Here is a 19,627-nt window from a genome sequence, read left to right as displayed (position 1 = left end):
GCAGGCCGCGGGTACATCCCGATGCTTCAGTGTTTTTCGTCGATACGTATCACGATGCCACCGCTCGGGTGCATGCCGATCAATCCCGCGGGCCGCGCATCGGTTGTCATCAGCTCACCATCGATTCCTCGCGCGATGACAGCAAAGGCGGCTTTGATCGCCATGGTGGCGAAGTTGGCGCCGGTACAGCGGTGCGGACCGACCCCGAAGGGCAGGAACTCGTGCGGCGCCGGACGGCGATAACGCTCCGAACCCGGATCCCATCTGCTGGGGTCGAAGCGTTGCGGCTCCGGCCACACCGAGTCCAGCCGGTGGGTGTGAAACGGACTGAAGATCAACAGATCACCGGGGACGAACCGCTGTCCGGCCAGGGTGAACTCGGTGGCGACGGTACGCGAGATAATGGCCGTCGCCGGGTAGAGCCGCATGGTCTCGGAGACGAGGTGATCCAGACCGGGCGGATCCGGCTCGGTCGCGCGACGCTCGGCGATCGCGCCGGTGATCTGCGTCCACAGAGGACGATCGCGCAGCGTGCAGTACAGCATCCACGACAGCTGCGCCGCCGTGGTCTCGGCTCCCGCCTCGAGCAGGCTGACCAGCTGGTCGGTGATCTCGTCGTCGGTGAGCCGGGCACCGTCCACCCCGCGCAGCAACGCGCCCAGGACGTCGTTGCCCGGATCGTCCTGTTCGGCCCGCCGCTCGATCTCGGCGGTCACCCAGCGGTGGACCGAAGAACGCGCCAGCAGTGCCCGGCGCCAGACGGGTGACCCCGATCCGCGTTCTATGCTGCCGCCCACTACGTCGGTGTCGATGGCGCGGTGGATATCGTGTAGCCAATCGTCCAGGCCTTCGGAACGTTCCATGGCGGCCGAGCCGAACAAGCTCTCCAGAGTGGCCAGTCGCATGGCCCGGCGCAGTGCTGGGTACACGTCGATAACGTCGCCCGGTGCCCATTCCGCCAGGGCGGTCCCGATATGCCGGGTGACCGTATCGAGGTGGTCGTCGACCCGGCGGGCGGTGAAGGCCGGGGTAACGAGCCGGCGCAGGCGGCGATGCCGGTCACCGTCGTTGACGAGCAGAGCGGACCGTCCGGTCAGCGGGGCCAGCGCGGCGAATGCCGCTTCCCAGCTGAAAAGGTGACTGTTCGCGAGGATGTAGGCGCTTGCCTCGGTGCCGAGGGCTATCCGGAAACGCATCGGTCCGGCGCCGACTGTGGAGATCGCACCGTTGTCACGGTAGAGCCGCTGCATCGTCGTGAACGGGTCGGCCGAGAATGCCTGCAGGTCAGCCAGTTCGCGTGGCGAGTCGGTGGTGGTCATCGGGCATCACCGGTCCACGGCGGACGGGCGGCGAGCAGTTCGGGTAGCGGCACCGGCGTGGGTGTGTCCGGCCGGATCAGCTCGGGTTGCCCGAGCACCGTCGTGAGTCGTTGCCAGAGTGCGGTGACGGTCACAGCCCACTGGCCGGCGCCGATGCAACGGCGCGGATCGGCGATATCGGCGCGCAACTGATCGAGCGCTACCCGGACACTGCCCGGCCAGAGTTCGTCGAAGACGGTCCGGAATGTGGGTACGTCCGCCGGGCCGAGAATCTGGGTGCTCGGTATTTCGAGCCGTTCGGTACCGGGTCCGGACATGACCAGTCGTCCGGTCGCGTCGCGATCGGTGTGCAGCCGCGGACTCCACAACACCGGACCGTGGGTATCGGCGAGGGACAGCACTCCGCCTTCGAAGGCGATCGCGAGCCGGTGCAGCAGCAGGGCGTGGTTGTCCGGGTCGGCGGGGTGAATCTGGTTCTGCACCCGCAACGACACCGGAACACCGCCGATCACCGCGGTGAGGTGGGTGTAGGGCATCGGTGGATCGGCCAGTGCGGCCAGTTCCGGGGGGACAGGTGCGGGATCGCCGATCGCCCACGGCCGGAGCCGGCCGACCGCTCGGCCGACGATATCGAGCAGCGAATAGACCACTTGGCTACCTGCCGCGGCATCGACATGTAACGGCTGCTGCCGCTCCCGCAGGATCTCCGCCGCCTGCAAGAACAGCTCGACCGGCGGTAGGTGCGGATAGAACGAGTTGAGCCGATAGCACACCCCGTTGTCGCGGGCGGTGCGCAGACAATCGGTGAGCTCGCCGGGATGCAGCAGGTGCTCCTGCAACACGTGAATGCCGCGGCTCAACAGGCTCTGCGACAGTTTCGCGCCGTCGCCGCCCGCGGCGCCGGCCCGCACCGCGACGCAGGCGATATCGATATCATCGGGGAGCTGCTCGACGCCGAGATAATGCGGCACTCCATAGGATTTCGCATACCCCCGCGAGGCGGCACTACCGCGCGAGACGACGCCCGCGAGTTCGACGCCCGGGTCTTCGTGCACCGCTTTCAGGTACACCCGGCCGAACGAGGTACCGCACACGACAACCTTCGGTGGTGCGGACTGCATGCTCTGCCGGCTCGGCGTTTCTGGCGATTCGTTCACAAGCTGCCGATCTCCATGGGTTCGTCATGGGCATGACGATGGGTCTGAAATACGGGTAGCGCTCCGAGACCGGTCACGGCGTCGAGTAGCCCGCGGGGGTCGAGGACATCGTCGGCGTAGTGCAGACCCGCGGCGACCTTCCCGGCCAGCACGGATTCGACCGCGTACGCGGCTGTGGCGGCGGTGAGCTCGAAACTGCTCGAGGTACGCAACACCGCGGTAGCGGTGGTGTCCGGGCCGTGCACCGTAAAGGCCATCAGATAGAAGGGGTCGAGTCCGGCCAGGTCGAGTCCGGCCGCCGTGCTGATCTCGTCGGCGATAGCGGCCAGGGTGGCCGGGTCGCTGCGGACCCGGCCGCGGAGCCGGGTGAGCGTGAGCCGCAACGCAGTGCCCACGAACACGTTGTACCAGTGGAGATCGTCGAGTCCCGTCGTGCGGGCGAGCCGCTCGGCGTCCGCTGTCAGGAACGGCATCGTGGTCACCCGGCCGGGGAACCCGGCGACCTCGACGTCCTCGCGCACCGGAAGGGCATTGCGCCGGCGTCGGCCGCCGGCCCACGCGGTGAGAGTCTCGCCGTACCAGTGGCCGTCGTCATCCGCGCCGTCGGAACTGTCGAGTGACAGCGCGAGGTCCCCCGCCGAGGCCGGCGCGAACGGCTCGATACCGCCCGCGTAGACGACCAGCCGGGCGCCGGTGAGGTCGTCGGCCAGCAGCCGGGGGACAACGTTGGCCAGGCCGGGCAACATACCGGCGGACAGCACCGCAGTCCGCTCACCGGTCAGCAGCGGCGACCCTTCGAGCAGCCGATGGGCGGGCCCGTCCCCGGAGACATCGACATAGTCACTGCCGGCCGCCAGCGCGGCCCGCGCCACCCGGTCCACCAACAGGTAGGACGGGCCCGCGCAGTTGAGCACCAGCCGTGTTCCCGCGCAGAACTGCTCGAGCGATGCCGGGTCGCCGGCGTCGACCCGCCGCACCTCGGCCCCGGGCGGCACGGCCGCGGAGTCGATCCCGCCGACCGCTCGCGCGCCGATTCGCAGTTCGCCCATACCGAGCCTGGTGAGCATCCGCACCGCCGCCCGCCCGACGACACCCGTGGCACCGAGCACCGCTACCCGGCTACCGGTCCCTGTCATTACCGCACCTCCTCGACGGCACGGCACCCGGCGCGACCGCCGGTGCCGTACCGGTGACCGGCTCTTCGTACTCAGTCATGAATCCTTCTCGTAAACACTTGGACCTACGGTGACGCAGGCACGGATCCGGGGCTTCCGGCCGAAGCCCCGATCCTGTGCCCGGTCCGGTTCCTCGTTGTGCACGTGACCACCGGTCCGGCTCACTACACCGAATCCGGGAGTGGCGCGGTGATATGGGCGGCGAGCTCGGCGGCATGCGTCGCGGACATGCTGGTGAGATGATCGCCGGGAATATCGGAGATGACGAGGGCGCCGAGCCCGATCTGCGACCAGAACCGGTCCACTTCCGCGCGCGTACCCATCAGCGTCGCGGTCCCGCTGTTGCTCAGTACCCGAATCGGGCCGAAGTAGGGCTCGGCCCGATGGGCGCCCATCGCCCGCAGATTGTGCGCGAAAATATCGAACTGCCTGCGGAACTCCTCGAGCGTGAGACCACCGGACCGGTATGGCCCGGTCCCCGAGGTGGCGGCGGTGTGCAGCGCCGCGAGACGATCGGCGCGTGACACGGCCTCCAGCGCCCGGAGCTCCGCCGCCGGCATCGCCGAGTCGCCCTTCAACCCGGTGAGGGCACCGGCGGGAACCCGGTCCGGAGTGCGGGCCAGAATTGTGCGCAGCGCGGTCTCGAATGCTTCCGCGTCGGCCGGGAATCCGACTGCGGCCGGATCGACGCCGATGGACTGCGCGAAAACGTATTCGGTCACCAGCCCGTCGTGCACCGCAGGGGGCTGGTAGGAGCCGATCACCGTCAGCTCGTCCACCGTCGCACCTGCCTCGGTCAGGTTGCGCGCGATTTCGGCGGCGAGCAGGCCGCCGACGGAGTAACCGATGATCCGGAAGCGGCGGTCGTGTTCGAGCAATTCCTTCGCGTAGTCGGCGGCTTGCCTGGTGATCACGGTATCGGCCGGGAGATCCAGATACTTCCCGGGATCGGCGACTTCGAGCCCGAGCAGCGGACCGGGATGCGCCTCTCGCAGGTGTGGAAGCAGCGCGTCGTACGGCGACAGCGTACCGGTGCCACCGTGAACGAGCACCCAGGCGCCATTGCCGTGCCCTGGTTCACCGCCCAGGGACCGCACCGCGGTCTGCTGAACCGCGGGCGCCGCCGGTGTCTGCGCGTGATGGCGGCGGGCGGCGAGCGCGGCGACGGTGGGGTTGCGCAGCATATCGCGGAGCAGTTCCTGCCATTCGATATCGGCGACCTCGGGCACCCGATCCCGTAGCTTTCCGACCATCTGCGACAGCAGCAGCGAATCGCCGCCGAGGGTGTAGAAGTTCTGGTCGCGGCCCACCTTCGGGACACCGAGCATTTCCTGCCAGAGTTGCGCGATCCGCTCTTCGATCTCGTCGGCGGGCGCGATGTAGGAGGAGTCCGCGTCGTCGCCGGTGGCGGCCGCGGTGGCCCGTTCGGCCAGTGCCGCGCGGTCGAGTTTGCCGTTCGCCGAGCGCGGCAGCGCGTCCAGCAGAGTCATCTCGTCCGGCACCATATGATCGGGCAGCAGGGCCGAGACGTGTTCGGTTAGCTGCTGTTCGGTGACGGTGTGCCGCTCACCTTTGAACCGGGCGAGGAATACCCCCTGACCGGAGGCAGCGAGCGGGGCGTTCTCGGCGGGCAGCACCCGGACGTGGTCGGCGCCTGCGGTGTCGAGCTGGCGCAGCCATTGATCGCGGGTGAAGAACGCCTGCCCGGTCCCCGCGCGGACGTCGGTGAAAGCGGTGAGTTCGCTGAAGAATTCGAACTCCATCGACACCAGCAGCGCGTAGTTGTGCTGCCGGGTGGGTTCCAGGAATACCAGCCAGCCGCCCGGTGCGAGCAGATCGCGTAGCCGCGCGAGCACCTCGTCGGCGTCGACGGAGTTGTGCAATACGTTCGCGCACAGGATGACATCGACCGAGTTGGGCCGCAGGCCCTGGTCCAGCGCGTCGGCGTTGATATCGAAGCGTCCGTAGCGCACCCACGGGTAGTCCGCGAACTTCGTGCGGGCCTCGCCGAGAAAGTACTCCGAGACATCGGTGAACTGGTAGTCCGGCTCGAACTCGGCCAGCGCGGGAATCAGGTCGGTGCTGGTACCGGCGATACCCGCGCCGACTTCCAGCATCCGCAGCCGATGCGGTGACTGCCGGGCGATCTCGCGCACAGTGTCGATCACGATGCGGTGGGAACTGCGTGCCACCAGGTTCGTGCGGTAGACAGCGTGCGCCGCACCGGGCTTGCCCGCGGGGAACAGCAATTCGCGCACATCGAGCGCGCCGCGCAGCAGGTCGTCCAACCGGCTGCTACAGGCACGGATATAGGACAGGGTTTCGCTGCCGTAACCGACGATCTCTTCCAGCTCGTCGATACGCTTCCACGCCGCCTCGACCGCACGGGGGCCGGCGGCGATCAGGTCGCGGTAGCGGCCGGTGTCCGGGTCGTGCACCACCGCTCCCCCATCCGCGAGGGCGGTCAGCCAGCGCTTCAGCAGGCCGTGCTGCCGCTCGGAAACACCGGTGGCCGCGGCGATCTCGGTGAGGTCGTGCGAGCGCTCGCGATCATCGAACAGGCCGCCACCGCGCAGCTGGGCGGCGATGGACAGCATGGCCATATCGTCGACTGCCTGCATCAGCGCGACGAAGGATTCACCGTCGACTTCCTGCTGCGCCGCGGTGGCCGCGTTCTCGGCGGTGGCGAGCACATCGGCCGCGGCCTGCTCGCCGAGGCCCTGGCCGCCGGACGCATCGGAGGCGATCTCGGCGAAACCGAGCAGCCGCGCCCCTGGCCCGCGGTCGTTCACCAGCACCGCGGCGTCGGCCACGGCCGGATGGCGGCGCAGCGCAGACTCGACCTCGCCCAGCTCGACCCGGTGTCCGCGGATCTTGACCTGGGTGTCCTCGCGGCCGAGGAATTCGAGCCGGCCATCTGGGTGGAAGCGGCCGAGATCTCCGGTGCGGTAGAGCCGGGCGCCGGTTCGTGGATGCCGGATGAACCGCTGCGCGGTCAGGTCCTCGTCCCCCAGGTAGCCCTCGGCCAGACCGCTGCCGCCGATGTAGATCTCACCGGTGACGTACTCGGGGCAGTCCTGGAGGGCGGTGTCCAGTACATGCATGGCCTGGTTCCGCAAGGGTGTGCCGTAGGGGATGCTGCGCCACTGCGGGTCGATATCGCCCACCGGGTGGTGGATGGACCAGATGGCGGCTTCGGTGGCGCCGCCCAGCCCGACCACGGTCAGATCCGGGTGGTTCGCACGCATCCGGTCGGGCAGGTCCAGGGGGATCCAGTCACCGGAGAGCAGCACCGAACGCAGCGATTCGGCACGGGCACCGGGTGTGGAGTCCAGGACGTCCAGCAGCATCTGCAGCTGGCCCGGCACGCTGTTCCACAGGGTGACCGAATGCTGTTGTATCAGTTCGAGCCAGTGCGACGGATCGGTCGCACGGTCCTGTTCAGGGAGCACCACGGCACCGCCGGCCGCGAGCACACCGAAGATATCCCACACGGACAGGTCGAATGCCAGGCTCGCGACGCCGAGTACCCGATCGCTCGGCGTGAGGGCGAAGCGCTCATCGATATCATCGAGAGTGTTCGCCGCGGCCCGGTGGGTGACGACGACGCCCTTCGGTTCGCCGGTGGAGCCGGAGGTGTAGATGACGTAGGCCGGGGCATCCGGGTCCCCGGTAACCTCGGGCAGGGTGTCGATGCCGGGCAGCTGGTCCACGGCCACGGACCGTGCGGTCGTGGGGATTTCGCCGGAGTCGCGGAGCCAGGATTGGGTGAGTACCACCGTGGCGCCGGCGCGGTCGATGATCCGCTCGCGGCGCGCCATCGGCTGGGTGACCACGATCGGTACGTAGGCGGCGCCTACCACCGAAGTGGCGAGCACGGCAACGACCTGCTCGGGCCCTTTTTCCATCAGGACAGCCACCCGATCACCGGGTCGAACGCCGGTTTCGCGCAGGGCCGCGGCGGACGCGGCGACACGGCGGCGCAGCTCGGCGAAGCCGAGGACGGTGTCCCGGTGGATCACCGCGGGGGCGTCCGGGTCGGTGTCGGCTCGTTCCAGAATCCGCTGGTGCAGCAAACGTGGTGCGGTGTCGGCAGCGGTGTCGCTGTAGCTGTCGCGGCGGTGCTGCTGCCCGGACGGCAGGGCGACCGGATACTGCTCGGTCCACGCGGCGGGCGTTTCGGCCAATCGGGTGACCAGGTCCACGAACGCGGTGAAGGCCTCGGCGGCGGTATCGCCTGCCAGGACGTCGCGGCGCACGTCCCAGGCGATCATCAGGCCGTTGTCGTACGGGGTCACCTGGCAGTCGAGCCATACCTGTGGGGTGCGGGTGATTCCACGCAGGATCCGGCCCCGGTTCTGTAGCGCGCCGGGATCACCGCTACCGAGCGTGCTGGTGAACACCACGGGCATGAGTACCGGATTGCCCGCGCGGCGGGTGAGTTCGCTGAGTACTTCGACACCGTCGAAGAGCCCATGATCGAGATCGGTGAACAGCTGGGTACTGATACCACGGGCACGCTCGGCGAAAGTGTCCTGTGCGTCGAGGTCGATGCCGAGGAGGTTGACGGAGGTGAAATCGCCGAGCACCGCGCCGATATCGTCATGGGCCGGAAGCCGGTTGAAGACCGGCAGATTGAGGGTGAATTGCCGTTTCCGGCTCCAGCGACCGACGACCTCGGCATAGGCGGCGAGTACCGCGCCGGAGGGGGTGAGGTCGTGCGGGGTCGCATTGCGGGCTAAACCGGCCAGCACCGAGCCCGGCAGCCAGTGATGCAGCCGGTCGAAAGCGGGTTCGGCGTCGACTCCGGTGCCGTCGTCGGTCGCCCGGGTGGGCAGCTCCGGCGCGGTGGGCAAACTGTCGATCCGCTCGTGCCAGTACTCGCGGTCTCGCTGGTAACGCGATCCGTTGCGCAGCTGCTGTACACCCAGGATGTAGTCGCGGAAGCCGATCCCCGGTGCGGACCGCAGCACCTCGTCGTTCCCGGCCTCGTGAACGAGTTCGTCGAGTTCGGCCAGTAGCAGTTGCAGGCTCGCGGCATCCACCACCAGCAACTCCACCAGCAAGTGCAGAACGCACACGGTGTCGGTGCGGGTGATGCGCAGGGCGAACAACGGCCACGTATCGGGGTCGCCGGCCGGGCCCAGCAGGTCGTCGCGTTGCCGGTCGAGCACGGCATCGACCTGTGCGGAGTCGTCGCCTCGGACGTCGGTCACCGGGATCTCGTAGTGCGGCGCGGTCGCCGCGACCTGCTGGTAGCCGTCACTGTGCACGGTCGCGCGCAGCATGTCGTGGCGGCGCACGAGTGCGTTCCAGGCCGCCTCCACGCTGCCGGGCTCGACACCGGCGTAGGAGATTTCGAGGTAACTGGCGCAGGCCACACCCCCGAAGGGATAGGTGGGGTCGCGGCCGATCAGGTAGGCCTGCTGCACCGGGGTCAGCGGAAACGGTTCGTGCGCGGCGGCGGAATCGGCGGATACGCTGATCATCGCCTGATCCCGGGCGAGGAACTCCAGGACCGCGGGCTTGTTCACCACCAGCTGTTCCCGGTGTTCGGCGGTCAGCACACCCTGGGGAGCGCGGAACCGCAATTGTTCGCCGTCGGCCCAGAGCTGAACTCCGCGCTGTCGTAGCTCGTTTACCAGGTCGGAGACGTTCACAAAGCACCTTCTTCGAGGTCGATATCGGTGTGCGGTTGGTTATTGCCGAGTCCGGCGATGGTCGGGGTCGTGAAGAATTCGCGCAGCGTCACGGTGAGGCCGAGTTCCCGGGTGAGGCGGCCCACCAGACGGGTCGCCGACAGTGAATCGCCACCTGTACCGAAGAAACTCGTGTGCCGATCGGGCGGCGCACTGCCGAGCGTCTCCGACCAGATCTGCGCTATCCGGGTCTCCAACCCGGGACGGATCGGCTCGCTCGGCTCGGAACTCGCTGCCTCGGCCGCTGATTCAGCACGTCGCACCAGTGCGGCGTGATCGACTTTTCCGTTCCCGGTCAGCGGCGGGTCGAGGAGTGGGATGAGTTCGGGGGTCCAGGCGGAGGGAATACGGTCGGCGAGGAAGCGTGGCAAACTTTCCGGGAGCCGCGCCGGGTCGGCCGGTGTTTCCGGTTCGACGAAGACGACCAGCCGCGCCTGTGCGCGCTCCCCCACCGCGAGCGCGATCGCCCGTCGAACCTCGGGGTGGGCGGTGATGGCTTGCTCGATCTCACCCAGTTCCACCCGATGACCACGGATCTTCACTTGACGATCCGCGCGACCGAGAAACTCGAGGACGCCGTCCGCCCGATACCGGCCGAGATCCCCGGTCCGGTACCAGCGGATACCGCCTTCCTCGAAAAACGACGCGGCAGTGAGGTCGGACCTGCCACGATAGCCCCGCGCGACTCCGGCACCACCGATCAGCAGTTCCCCCGGCACCCAGTCGGGCCGATCCAAGCCGTTCTCGTCGACCACCCGGAACCGCTGGTTACGCAGCGGCCGGCCATAAGGAATCGAGGTCCACTCCGGTTCCACGGTGCCGACTTCGAAGTAGTTGGACCAGATCGACGCTTCCGTGGCACCACCCAGGGCGACGAATCGGCAATCATCGCCGAGGGCAGCCAGACGGCCGGGCAAATCCAGCCCCACCCAGTCACCGGATACCAGCACCAAGCGCAGCGACGGCACCGGATCGGACTCGGCCACCGTGAGCAGCATGTCGAACATCGCCGGCACCGTGTTCCAGACGGTCACGCCGTGTTCGCGAACCAGCTCGAGCCAGCGATTCGGGTCACGCCGGTCCTCGTCCGGCACGATCACCATGCTGCCACCGGCTCCGAGCACGCCGAACAGATCGAACACCGACAGATCGAAGTCGACAGCGGCCACCGCAAGCACCCGGTCCCGCGGGCCGAGATCGTAGCGATCCTGCAGGTCGACAAGCGTATTCACCGCCTGTCCATGCTCGATCTCGACTCCCTTCGGGACACCGGTCGAACCCGACGTGAAGATCACATACGCAAGATCGCCGAGGCTTCCGCGATACACCGGCGCGGGCTCGTGGTTTCGCGAATCCGCGATCGCCAGCACCGGGACCCCACCGGCGTTCGGTTCGGCGGCGTCACCGCCACCGGCGACGTTGTCGTGTGCGGTCCGATCGGCAACGACACCGGCGTCGTTCGAGGAAACGCGCTTGCCGGCACCGGTCGCATCGGCGGCGTCCGCGGCCGCAGCAAGGACAGCGGTTGCGCTCGTGCCGTCGTGCTCCGGGGGGCCATCGGAACGGCCTGTGCCGGTGTGCTCGGCAGCGGCACCGGCATCGTTGTGCCGGACAGCGGTAGCGAATCGGCTGGTGTCGTCGCTGAGCACGGCCGAAACCCCGGCCTGTTCCAGGATGGCGCTCCGACGCTGTACCGGCTGGTCCTTGGCGACCGGCACATACGCCGCACCAGCGGCCAGGACCCCGTACAACGCCGCCACCTGCGCCGCACCGCGCGCAGCGGACACCGCCACCGCATCACCCGGCCGGACACCGTGCGCGATCAACAGCGCCGCGACCCGGCGGCTCCGCTCGGCGAGCTCTCCGAACGACACCGCTGTATCGCCATCGACAACGGCGATCCGGTCGGGATCGGCAGCCGCTGTGTCGAACATCGCCGTATGCAACAGCCTCGTCGACTCAGCCGCGTTGCCGCCATCGCCCGAGTTTTTGCCGGTACTCGGTGTGGGCAGCCGCCAGGGCCGGGCAGTGTCGTTGACGGAGTCCCGCATCATCCGCTGCTGTGCCGGCAGGATGGGCGAGGTGGCGCCGAGGGGCTGCTCCCAATCCAGCTCGCCCAGCCGCGTCAGCAGCCGGTGGTAGGCGGCCAGCATCTCCTCGACCATCCCGTCGGGGAACAGCTCGTCGACCGAATCCCAGCTCAGCAGGAGCCCGTCCGGGAGTTCGATGACCTGATGGTCGAGCCACACCTGCGGAGTTTGCGTCCGCGTGTAGTCGGGCCAGCGCACCGACCCTGCCAGCTCGTCGTCGACCCCGAGCATGGACGTGAACACCACGGGCACCGGTTCGGCGGGCACCGCACTGTCGCGAGCGAGCTCGCGTAGTACGCGTACCGCGGAAACCTGCTGATGGTCCAGATCGCTCCACAACTGCTCCTGCAACCGCCGCGCCCGCCCCAACCAGCTCTCGTTCTCCGCAGGGCGATCCGCCACCAGCAGCAGCGAACTGAAATCGCCGACCACTCGCATGATGTCCGGATGCACCTCGCGACGATCGAACCGGGTCAACGTCACCGTCAGATCCCGCTGCGCACTCCAACTCCCCAGCACCCACGTGTAACACGCCAGCAGCACCACACTCGGCGTCACACCGAAACCACGAGCCCGCGAGGCGATCCGACTCCAGACATCGGCATCCAACCGGACCTCCCGACGGACGAACCGGGGCCGCGCCACCACCGCCGGCAACACCCGCAAGGGCAACTGCGGGCCCGGCGGCAACTCCGGCAACCGTGCGCGCCAATACGACAGAGCCGCCCGCACCTCGTCTTCCGCCGGCGAACAGGTCATCGCGTAGTCGCGGAACTCGACGGCCAATGGCTCCATGACGAGCGTCGGGTCCGTGTACCAGCGCGTCCATTCGGAGATGAGCACCAGGGCGCTCAGGCCGTCGACGACCAAGCTGTCGAAGACCACGCAGACCCGGGACCTCTCGCCCTCGCGCACGACCCGGATATCGAACAGCGGCCAGGCGGCGGCATCCACGGCTCCGCAGGCCATCTCTTCCCGCAACGCGGTGGCCGCGCCATCGAAATCACCGCCGGCCTCGATGATCGGGATCCGGTACTCCGGGGTGTGGTGGGGCAGGACCCGCTGCAGGCCGTCGGCGCCGACCACCGCACGCATCATCGCGTGCCGCTCGATCACCCGGTTCCAGGAGTGCGCCAACCGGTCCACGTCCAGACCGGGCCAGTCGTATTCGAAATACAGTTGTGCCCCGATACCGCCCAGATCGAAATCGCCCGACCGGCCCAGCCAGTACGCCACCTGAATATCGGTCAGCTCGAACGGATCCAGCCGATGTGCGATATCGGCCGTCAACGCCGGGGCGGCGAATGCATTGCGCAACTGCTCGCCCGGTACGGCGGTCTCGGCCTCGGTCCGGTGGTGGCCGAGTCCGGCGATGGTCGGGTCGGTGAAGAACTGACGCAAGGTCACGCTGATGCCGAGATCGCGGGAGAGGCGGCTCACCAGCCGGGTCGCGGACAGCGAATCACCGCCCGCGCCGAAGAAATTGGCATTCCGGTCCGGAAGACCGCCGCTGAGAACTTCTTGCCAGATCTGCCCGATCCGGGTCTCCAGGCCCGGACGGACCGGCTCGCTTCGCCCGGCGCCGGCCCGGTCGGCGGCAGTCGCTGCTTCGGCTCGCCGTACCAAGGCGGCGTGGTCGATTTTCCCATTGCCGGTCAGGGGTGGGTCCGGCAGTGCGATCAGCTCGGGTGCCCAGCCCGACGGAATCCGGTCGGCCAGAAAGCTCGCCAGGTCTTCGGGCAGTTCCGGTTCGACGAAGGCGACCAGCCGCGCCTGTACACGCTCCCCCACCGCGAGCGCGATCGCCCGCCGAACCTCGGGGTGAGCGGCGATGGCCTGCTCGATCTCACCGAGTTCCACCCGATGACCACGAATCTTCACCTGGCGGTCCGCGCGACCCAGGAATTCGAGGACGCCGTCCGGCCGGTAGCGGCCGAGGTCCCCGGTCCGGTACCAGCGGATACCACCTTCCTCGAAAAACGACGCGGCAGTGAGGTCGGGCCGACCGCGGTAGCCCCGCGCGACTCCGGCACCACCGATCAGCAGTTCCCCCGGCACCCAGTCGGGCCGATCCCGGCCGTTCTCGTCGACCACCCGGAACCGCTGGCTACGCAACGGCCGACCATACGGAATCGACGTCCACTCCGGCTCCACCGAATCGACCTCGAAGTAGTTCGACCAGATCGCCGCTTCCGTCGCACCACCCAGAGCGACGAGACGGCAACTCCCGGACAGCGCGGCAAGGCGGCCGGGCAGATCCAGCCCCACCCAATCTCCGGACACCAGTGCCAACCGCAGCGTCGACGACAGCCCTGGACCGGCCTCGGCCACCGTGAGCAGCATGTCCAGCATCGCCGGCACCGTATTCCACACCGTCACACCGTGCTCGCACACCAGCTCGAGCCAGTGGTCCGCATCACGCCGATCCTCATCGGGCACGATCACCGCGCTCCCACCGGCTCCGAGCACACCGAACAGATCGAACACCGACAGATCGAAATCGACAGCGGCCACCGCAAGCACCCGGTCCCGCGGGCCGAGATCGTAGCGATCCTGCAGGTCGACAAGCGTATTCACCGCCTGTCCATGCTCGATCTCGACTCCCTTCGGGACACCGGTCGAACCCGACGTGAAGATCACATACGCAAGATCGCCGAGGCTTCCGCGATACACCGGCGCGGGCTCGTGGTTTCGCGAATCCCCGATCGCCAGCACCGGAACCGAGCCGACGTCAAGTTCGGGGTCACGAGCAGCACCTGCGGCACCGCACCCGGGAACCGGACCTGCACCATTCGAAGAGAAACGCTGGGCGACACCACCGGGACCGGCCGTGCCGGCAACCCCGGCAATGCCGCCGGGGTCGGCAGTACCGGCAACTTCGGCGACGCCGCCGGAGGTGTGCTCGGCGATCTCGGTAGGTCCGTCCACGGCGTGGCGATCGGCAGCGAGGGTGAATTGCGTGGTGTCGTCGGTGAGTACCGCGGAGACACCGGCCTGTTCCAGAATCGCGTTCCGACGCTGTACCGGCTGATCCTTGGCGACCGGCACATACGCCGCACCAGCGGCCAGGACCCCGTACAACGCCGCCACCTGCGCCGCACCGCGCACAGCGGACACCGCCACCGCATCACCCGGCCGCACACCATGCGAAATCAACAGCGCCGCGACCCGGCGGCTCCGCTCGGCGAGCTCCCCGAACGACACTGCCGTATCGCCATCGATGAGCGCTGTGCGGCCCGGGTCGGCTGCGGCGATCTCGAACATCGCTGTATGCAGCAGGCGGCCCGGAACGCTCCGGCCTGCACCCGGGTGCGTCGCGGCGGTGGTTCCATCGAGTGCGTCGGGCCAGGCGGTGTCGTTCACGCGGTCGCGGACAGCCCGCTGAGCGGGTGGTAGTACCGGCAATGCCGAGTCGAGCGGCTGCTCCCAATCCGTCTCACTCAGCCGGGACACCAGCCGGTGATAGCTGGCCAGCATCTCCTCGACCATCCCGTCGGGAAACAGCTCGTCCACCGAATCCCAGCTCAGCAGAAGCCCATCCGGGAGTTCGATGACCTGATGGTCGAGCCACACCTGGGGCGTCTGTGTCCGCGTGTAGTCCGGCCAGCGCACCGACCGAGCCAGCTCGTCGTCGACGCCGAGCATGGAGGTGAACACCACCGGGACAGGTTCGGCGGGCACCTCGCTGTCGCGAGCCAGTTCGCGTAGTACGCGTACCGCGGATACCTGCTGGTGGTCCAGATCGCTCCACAACTGCTCCTGCAACCGCCGCGCCCGCCCCAACCAGCTCTCGTTCTCCGCAGGGCGATCCGCCACCAGCAGCAGCGAACTGAAATCGCCGACCACTCGCATGATGTCCGGATGCACCTCGCGGCGATCGAACCGGGTCAACGTCACCGTCAGATCCCGCTGCGCACTCCAACTCCCCAGCACCCACGTGTAACACGCCAGCAGCACCACACTCGGCGTCACACCGAAACCACGAGCCCGCGAGGCGATCCGACTCCAGACATCGGCATCCAACCGGACCTCCCGACGGACGAACCGGGGCCGCGCCACCACCGCCGGCAACACCCGCAAGGGCAACTGCGGGCCGGGCGGCAGTTCCGGCAGCCGCGACCGCCAATACGAGAGTGCTACCTGCACCTCGTCCTCCGATGGCGCACAGCTGCGCACATAGTCACGGAATTCCAGCCCCGGTTCGGGCAATGCCAGATCCGGCTCCGCGTACAGTCTCGTCCACTCGGAAAGCAGCACCAGCACGCTCAGGCCGTCGGCAATCAGTGTGTCGAACGCCGCACAGACCCGAGTGTCCGCACCGTCGCGTGCGACCCGGATATCGAACAACGGCCAGCTGCCGGCTTCGAGCAGGCTCTCCGACATTTCGTCACGGACGCTTGCCACAGGGCGCTCGACCACCGGTATCCGATAGGTGGGTACCTCGTCGAGGACCTGCTGCGCGCCGTCCACGGTAATCACGGCGCGCAGCATCGGATGCCGGTCGATCACGCGATTCCAGGCGGCCTCCAACCGAACCGGATCGACCCCGGGCCAGTCGTATTCGATGTACAGGTGCGCAGCGATACCGCCGAGATCGAAGTCCTCCGACCGGCCCAGCCAGTAGGCGACCTGGATATCGGTCAGCGGAAACGGCTCGTACCGGTGCTCGGGGTCCGGCACGATCTCCGCACTCTCCGTGGCGGTGCCGAAGGTCAGGGGCGCGGCGAATGCGGCGAGCGTGGGCGCGGTGAACAGGTGCGCCAGATCCGCGCCCGCCACACCCTCGGCCGCCAGTCGCCGAATCAGGCGGGTGGCCAGCAGACTGTCGCCCCCCAGGGCGAAGAAGTCGTCGTCGCGCCGAATGTTCTCGATATCGAGCACCGCCCCCCATGCGTCGGCGGCGACCCGCTCCATGCCGGCCAGAGGCTCGTCGGAGGCGGTGCCGCCGCGACTGTCCACGGCAGCGGCGAGGGCGGTATGGACCGCGTCCCGATCGATCTTGCCGTTACGCGTGATCGGGAGTTCCGCGCTTCGGACGAACCGGCGGGGAACCATGTAGGTGGGCAGTCGTTCGCCGAGCCAGGCACGCAGTGCGTCGTCAGTGAGGTCGTCGAGATCACCAGTGGCGCCCACGACAACAGCGCCGAGAGACCTGGTCGGATGTTCGAGGACGACGGCGGCCGCGGCAGTGATCCGGGGATGGTCGGCCAGCACTGCCTCGACCTCACCGAGTTCGATCCGGTGCCCGCGGATCTTGACCTGGTGGTCGGTACGGCCGAGGAATTCGAGTACTCCGTCCGGCCGATAGCGCACCAGGTCACCGGTCCGATACCACCGGACGCCGTCGTGCTCGACGAATTTCTCGGCGGTGCGCTCCGGGTCGCCCCGGTAGCCGTGTGCCAACCCGAGCCCCGTGACCCACAGTTCCCCGGCTGCCCAGTCCGGACAGTCCCGGCCGTGGCGGTCGACCACCCGGCAGCCGGCGTGCGGTAGCGGAACCCCGTACGGCACGCTCGACCAGCCGGGGTCGACGGTGCCGACCTCGCAGACGGTGGCATGGATGGCGGCCTCGGTCATCCCGCCGAGGCCGGCGAATCGGCAGCCCGGAACCAACCGGCGTAACCGATCCGGCAGGTCCACGGTGACCCGGTCGCCACCGAGCATGACCACCCGCAGCGCGCTCCCCAGCCCGGAGCCGGCGGCGGCGATCAACAGCATGTCCAGCAGCGCTGGTACCGCACTGACGACGGTCACTTCCCACCGGCGGATCAGTTCGGCCCAGGCCGCGGCATCGCGACGCTGTGGCTCGTCGACCACGACCACCGAGCCGCCGAACGCCAGGAATCCGAACATGTCGTAGGCGGAGAGGTCGAAGTCCAACGCGGACAACGCGATCGTGCGATCCTCCGCACCGATGCCGAACCGGCCGTTCACCGCGTCGACGGTGGCCGCGACGGCCCGGTGCGGAACCTCGACACCCTTGGGCTCGCCCGTGGAGCCGGAGGTGAAGATGACGTACATGACGTCTTCGGGGTTTACCTCGACGATCTGGGTCAACGGGGCGACGGCACGGGCCTGCTCCGGGAAAACCGCGTCGATATCGTCGGGCCACGAGCCGGTGGCCACGGTGTTCCGGTCGGTGACGACCAGTCGGACGTCGGCGGTGCGGTATATCCGCGCGCGCCGCGCAACAGGTAGATCGATCCCCGAGGGCACGTAGGTCGCGCCGGCGGCGAGCACACCCAGCGCCGCGATGATCTGGTCGACTCCTTTGGGCAGGGTGACGGCCACGCTGTCGCCGCGGCCGATCCCCCTGTCCTGCAACAGTCGCGCCATGCGCCGGGCGCGTTCCGAGAGTTCACCGTAGGAGATCGGTGCGCCGGCGGCGAGCAGGGCGATCCGTTCCGGATCGGCGGCGGCCCGGGTGAAAAAGCGCTGGTGTAGCGGTATGGCAGGCGCGAGGGCGACCTCACCGTACCGACGGCCGAGGGCCGGCCACGGCGCCTGACGGTCCCATGCACCGTCGTCGTCCAGCAATAGTTCGACCAACCGCACGTAGGCGTCGAACATGATGTCCAGCAGTCCGGGCGGGAACAGCGAGACCCGGGCATCCCAGTTGAGCAGGATGCCGCCGCCGAATTCGGTCACCTGGGCGTCCAGCCGGACCTGCGGCCCTTGGGAAATCGTCCAGGACGGTTCGCCCAGGCATTTCCGCACGTCGGGGGCATACAGCTCGCCCAGGCTCAGTGCACTGGTGTACACCACCGGCGCGAGTATCCGCTCCCCACCGTGGGCCCGGCTCAGATCCCGTAATACCTCGACGCCCGAATACGCCGCGTATCCCAGTACCTCGCGCAGCCGGGCGGTGATCGCCTGTCCCCGTTGGGTGAGCGACATCGGAGCGGACAGGTCCACGTCGAGCAGCACCGAGCTGGAGAAGTCGCCGACAAGGAGGTCCACGTCGTCGTGCAGGGGCTCCCGGTCGAACGCGGGCAGGTTCAGCAGGAAGCGGTCGGTGCTGCTCCAGGCGCCGATGGTTTCCGCGAAAACCGTCGCGAGCGCGCCGGCAGTGGTCAGTCCGGCGTGCTGTGCCCGTTCACGCAGCTGTGCCGCGCGGTCCGGGGACAGCCAGTGCCGGCGCCGGTCGACCCGTGCCCCGCCGCTCGCTTCCTCGGTCGTCAGCAGTGGAAGTTCGGGCGCTGCGGGCAGTTCCGGCAGCTGCGCCTGCCACCAGCGCCGGGCCTGTTCCTTCGCGGTGGCCCGATTCCGGCCGCGGTCGGCGAGATACCGGCCGTAGCTGTATTCCAGCGCGCGCAGCGCCCCGGGACCGTGCTCGTACAGAGCGGTCAGGTCAGCGAGCAGATTGCGCAGGCTCAGTGCGTCCCCGGCGATCATGTCCAGGTCCAGGTGCACCCGGGACCGACCGCCGGGCAGTAACGAGAGCTGGAGATCGACTACCTCGCCTGCCGCGATATCCATGCTCCGATGCGAGAGAGTGTCCCGGATCCGTGCCGAGCGCCGAATGCGCTCCGGCTCGGGCAATTCCCGGAGGTCGTGGACAACCAGGCCGGGCCAGGAGCCGCGCTCGGTTACCTGCTGCATACCCGCGGCGTCGATCGCCACCCGGAGCATCGGGTGCCGCGCAATCAGGGCACGCATCGCGCGCTCCAGCCGATCCGGGTCGAGACCGCCCTCGTGGTCGAACTCGGTGTAGAAGTGGGCGGCCACATCGCCCAGGTACTGCGTCTGCGTACGCCCGATCCAGAACGCGTGTTGCATCACCGCCAGCGGAAAGGGCGCCGAGTGGTCGACGGCGACCGGTTCATCGGCAGTATCCCGCTCCGCGGGAGCGTCGGATCGGCCGCTGTCCAGCAGTTTCCGCCATGCCCCGAGCGTCGGATTCTGCACGAGATCCCGGAACTCCACCCGCGTACCCGCACGTCGCATGAGCCCGGAGATGCGCATGATGGTCACCGAGTCGAGTCCCAGGCCGAGCAGGTCGGCGTCGTCGGTCAGCGCGTCCACCGGGACTCCGGTCAGCCTGCCGACTTCCTGCCGCAATCCCTCTCCGCCGTGGCCCCAGTCCACCTTTTTCGTCGTACGTGCGAGTGGCAAATGGAGCTCTTCCTGCATCACAGTCCCAACTAGCAAACGATAACCATTTTCAATAGTGCTACAATCTACGGC

The 19,627-nt window shown here is 68.3% G+C and carries 5 protein-coding genes; all 5 read right to left on the bottom strand.

The annotated features are described in order from the left end of the window. Positions 1-26 precede the first annotated feature (26 nt). Positions 27-1,319, bottom strand: a complete 1,293-nt coding sequence (locus ON22_RS11210) for a cytochrome P450 (RefSeq protein WP_051157457.1) — start codon at positions 1,317-1,319, stop codon at positions 27-29. After that, positions 1,316-2,476: a Gfo/Idh/MocA family oxidoreductase gene (locus tag ON22_RS11205; protein WP_231508716.1), complete on the bottom strand. Its 1,161-nt coding sequence runs from the start codon at positions 2,474-2,476 to the stop codon at positions 1,316-1,318. Before ON22_RS11205 ends, ON22_RS11210 begins: the two co-directional genes overlap by 4 nt. Next, positions 2,473-3,612: a saccharopine dehydrogenase NADP-binding domain-containing protein gene (locus tag ON22_RS11200; RefSeq protein WP_033246223.1), complete on the bottom strand. Its 1,140-nt coding sequence runs from the start codon at positions 3,610-3,612 to the stop codon at positions 2,473-2,475. The genes ON22_RS11205 and ON22_RS11200 overlap by 4 nt, the downstream gene beginning before the upstream one ends. Positions 3,613-3,815: 203 nt before the next feature. Next, entirely contained in the window at positions 3,816-9,311 is a 5,496-nt protein-coding gene (locus ON22_RS11195; RefSeq protein ID WP_033246224.1) for a non-ribosomal peptide synthetase, read from the bottom strand. Then, on the bottom strand, positions 9,308-19,555 hold the full coding sequence (locus ON22_RS11190) for a non-ribosomal peptide synthetase (RefSeq protein WP_255218525.1): 10,248 nt from the start codon (positions 19,553-19,555) through the stop codon (positions 9,308-9,310). Before ON22_RS11190 ends, ON22_RS11195 begins: the two co-directional genes overlap by 4 nt. Positions 19,556-19,627 lie beyond the last annotated feature (72 nt).

The sequence above is a fragment of the Nocardia carnea NBRC 14403 genome (assembly GCF_000308515.1).
GTDB lineage: Bacteria > Actinomycetota > Actinomycetes > Mycobacteriales > Mycobacteriaceae > Nocardia > Nocardia carnea.
This window is presented reverse-complemented; position numbering and strand designations above follow the sequence as displayed.

Excerpts from the sequence above, each read along its gene's own strand:
- ON22_RS11200 (WP_033246223.1), bottom strand. The coding sequence starts at position 3,612 with ATGACAGGGACCGGTAGCCGGGTAGCGGTGCTCGGTGCCACGGGTGTC.
- ON22_RS11210 (WP_051157457.1), bottom strand. The coding sequence starts at position 1,319 with ATGACCACCACCGACTCGCCACGCGAACTGGCTGACCTGCAGGCATTC.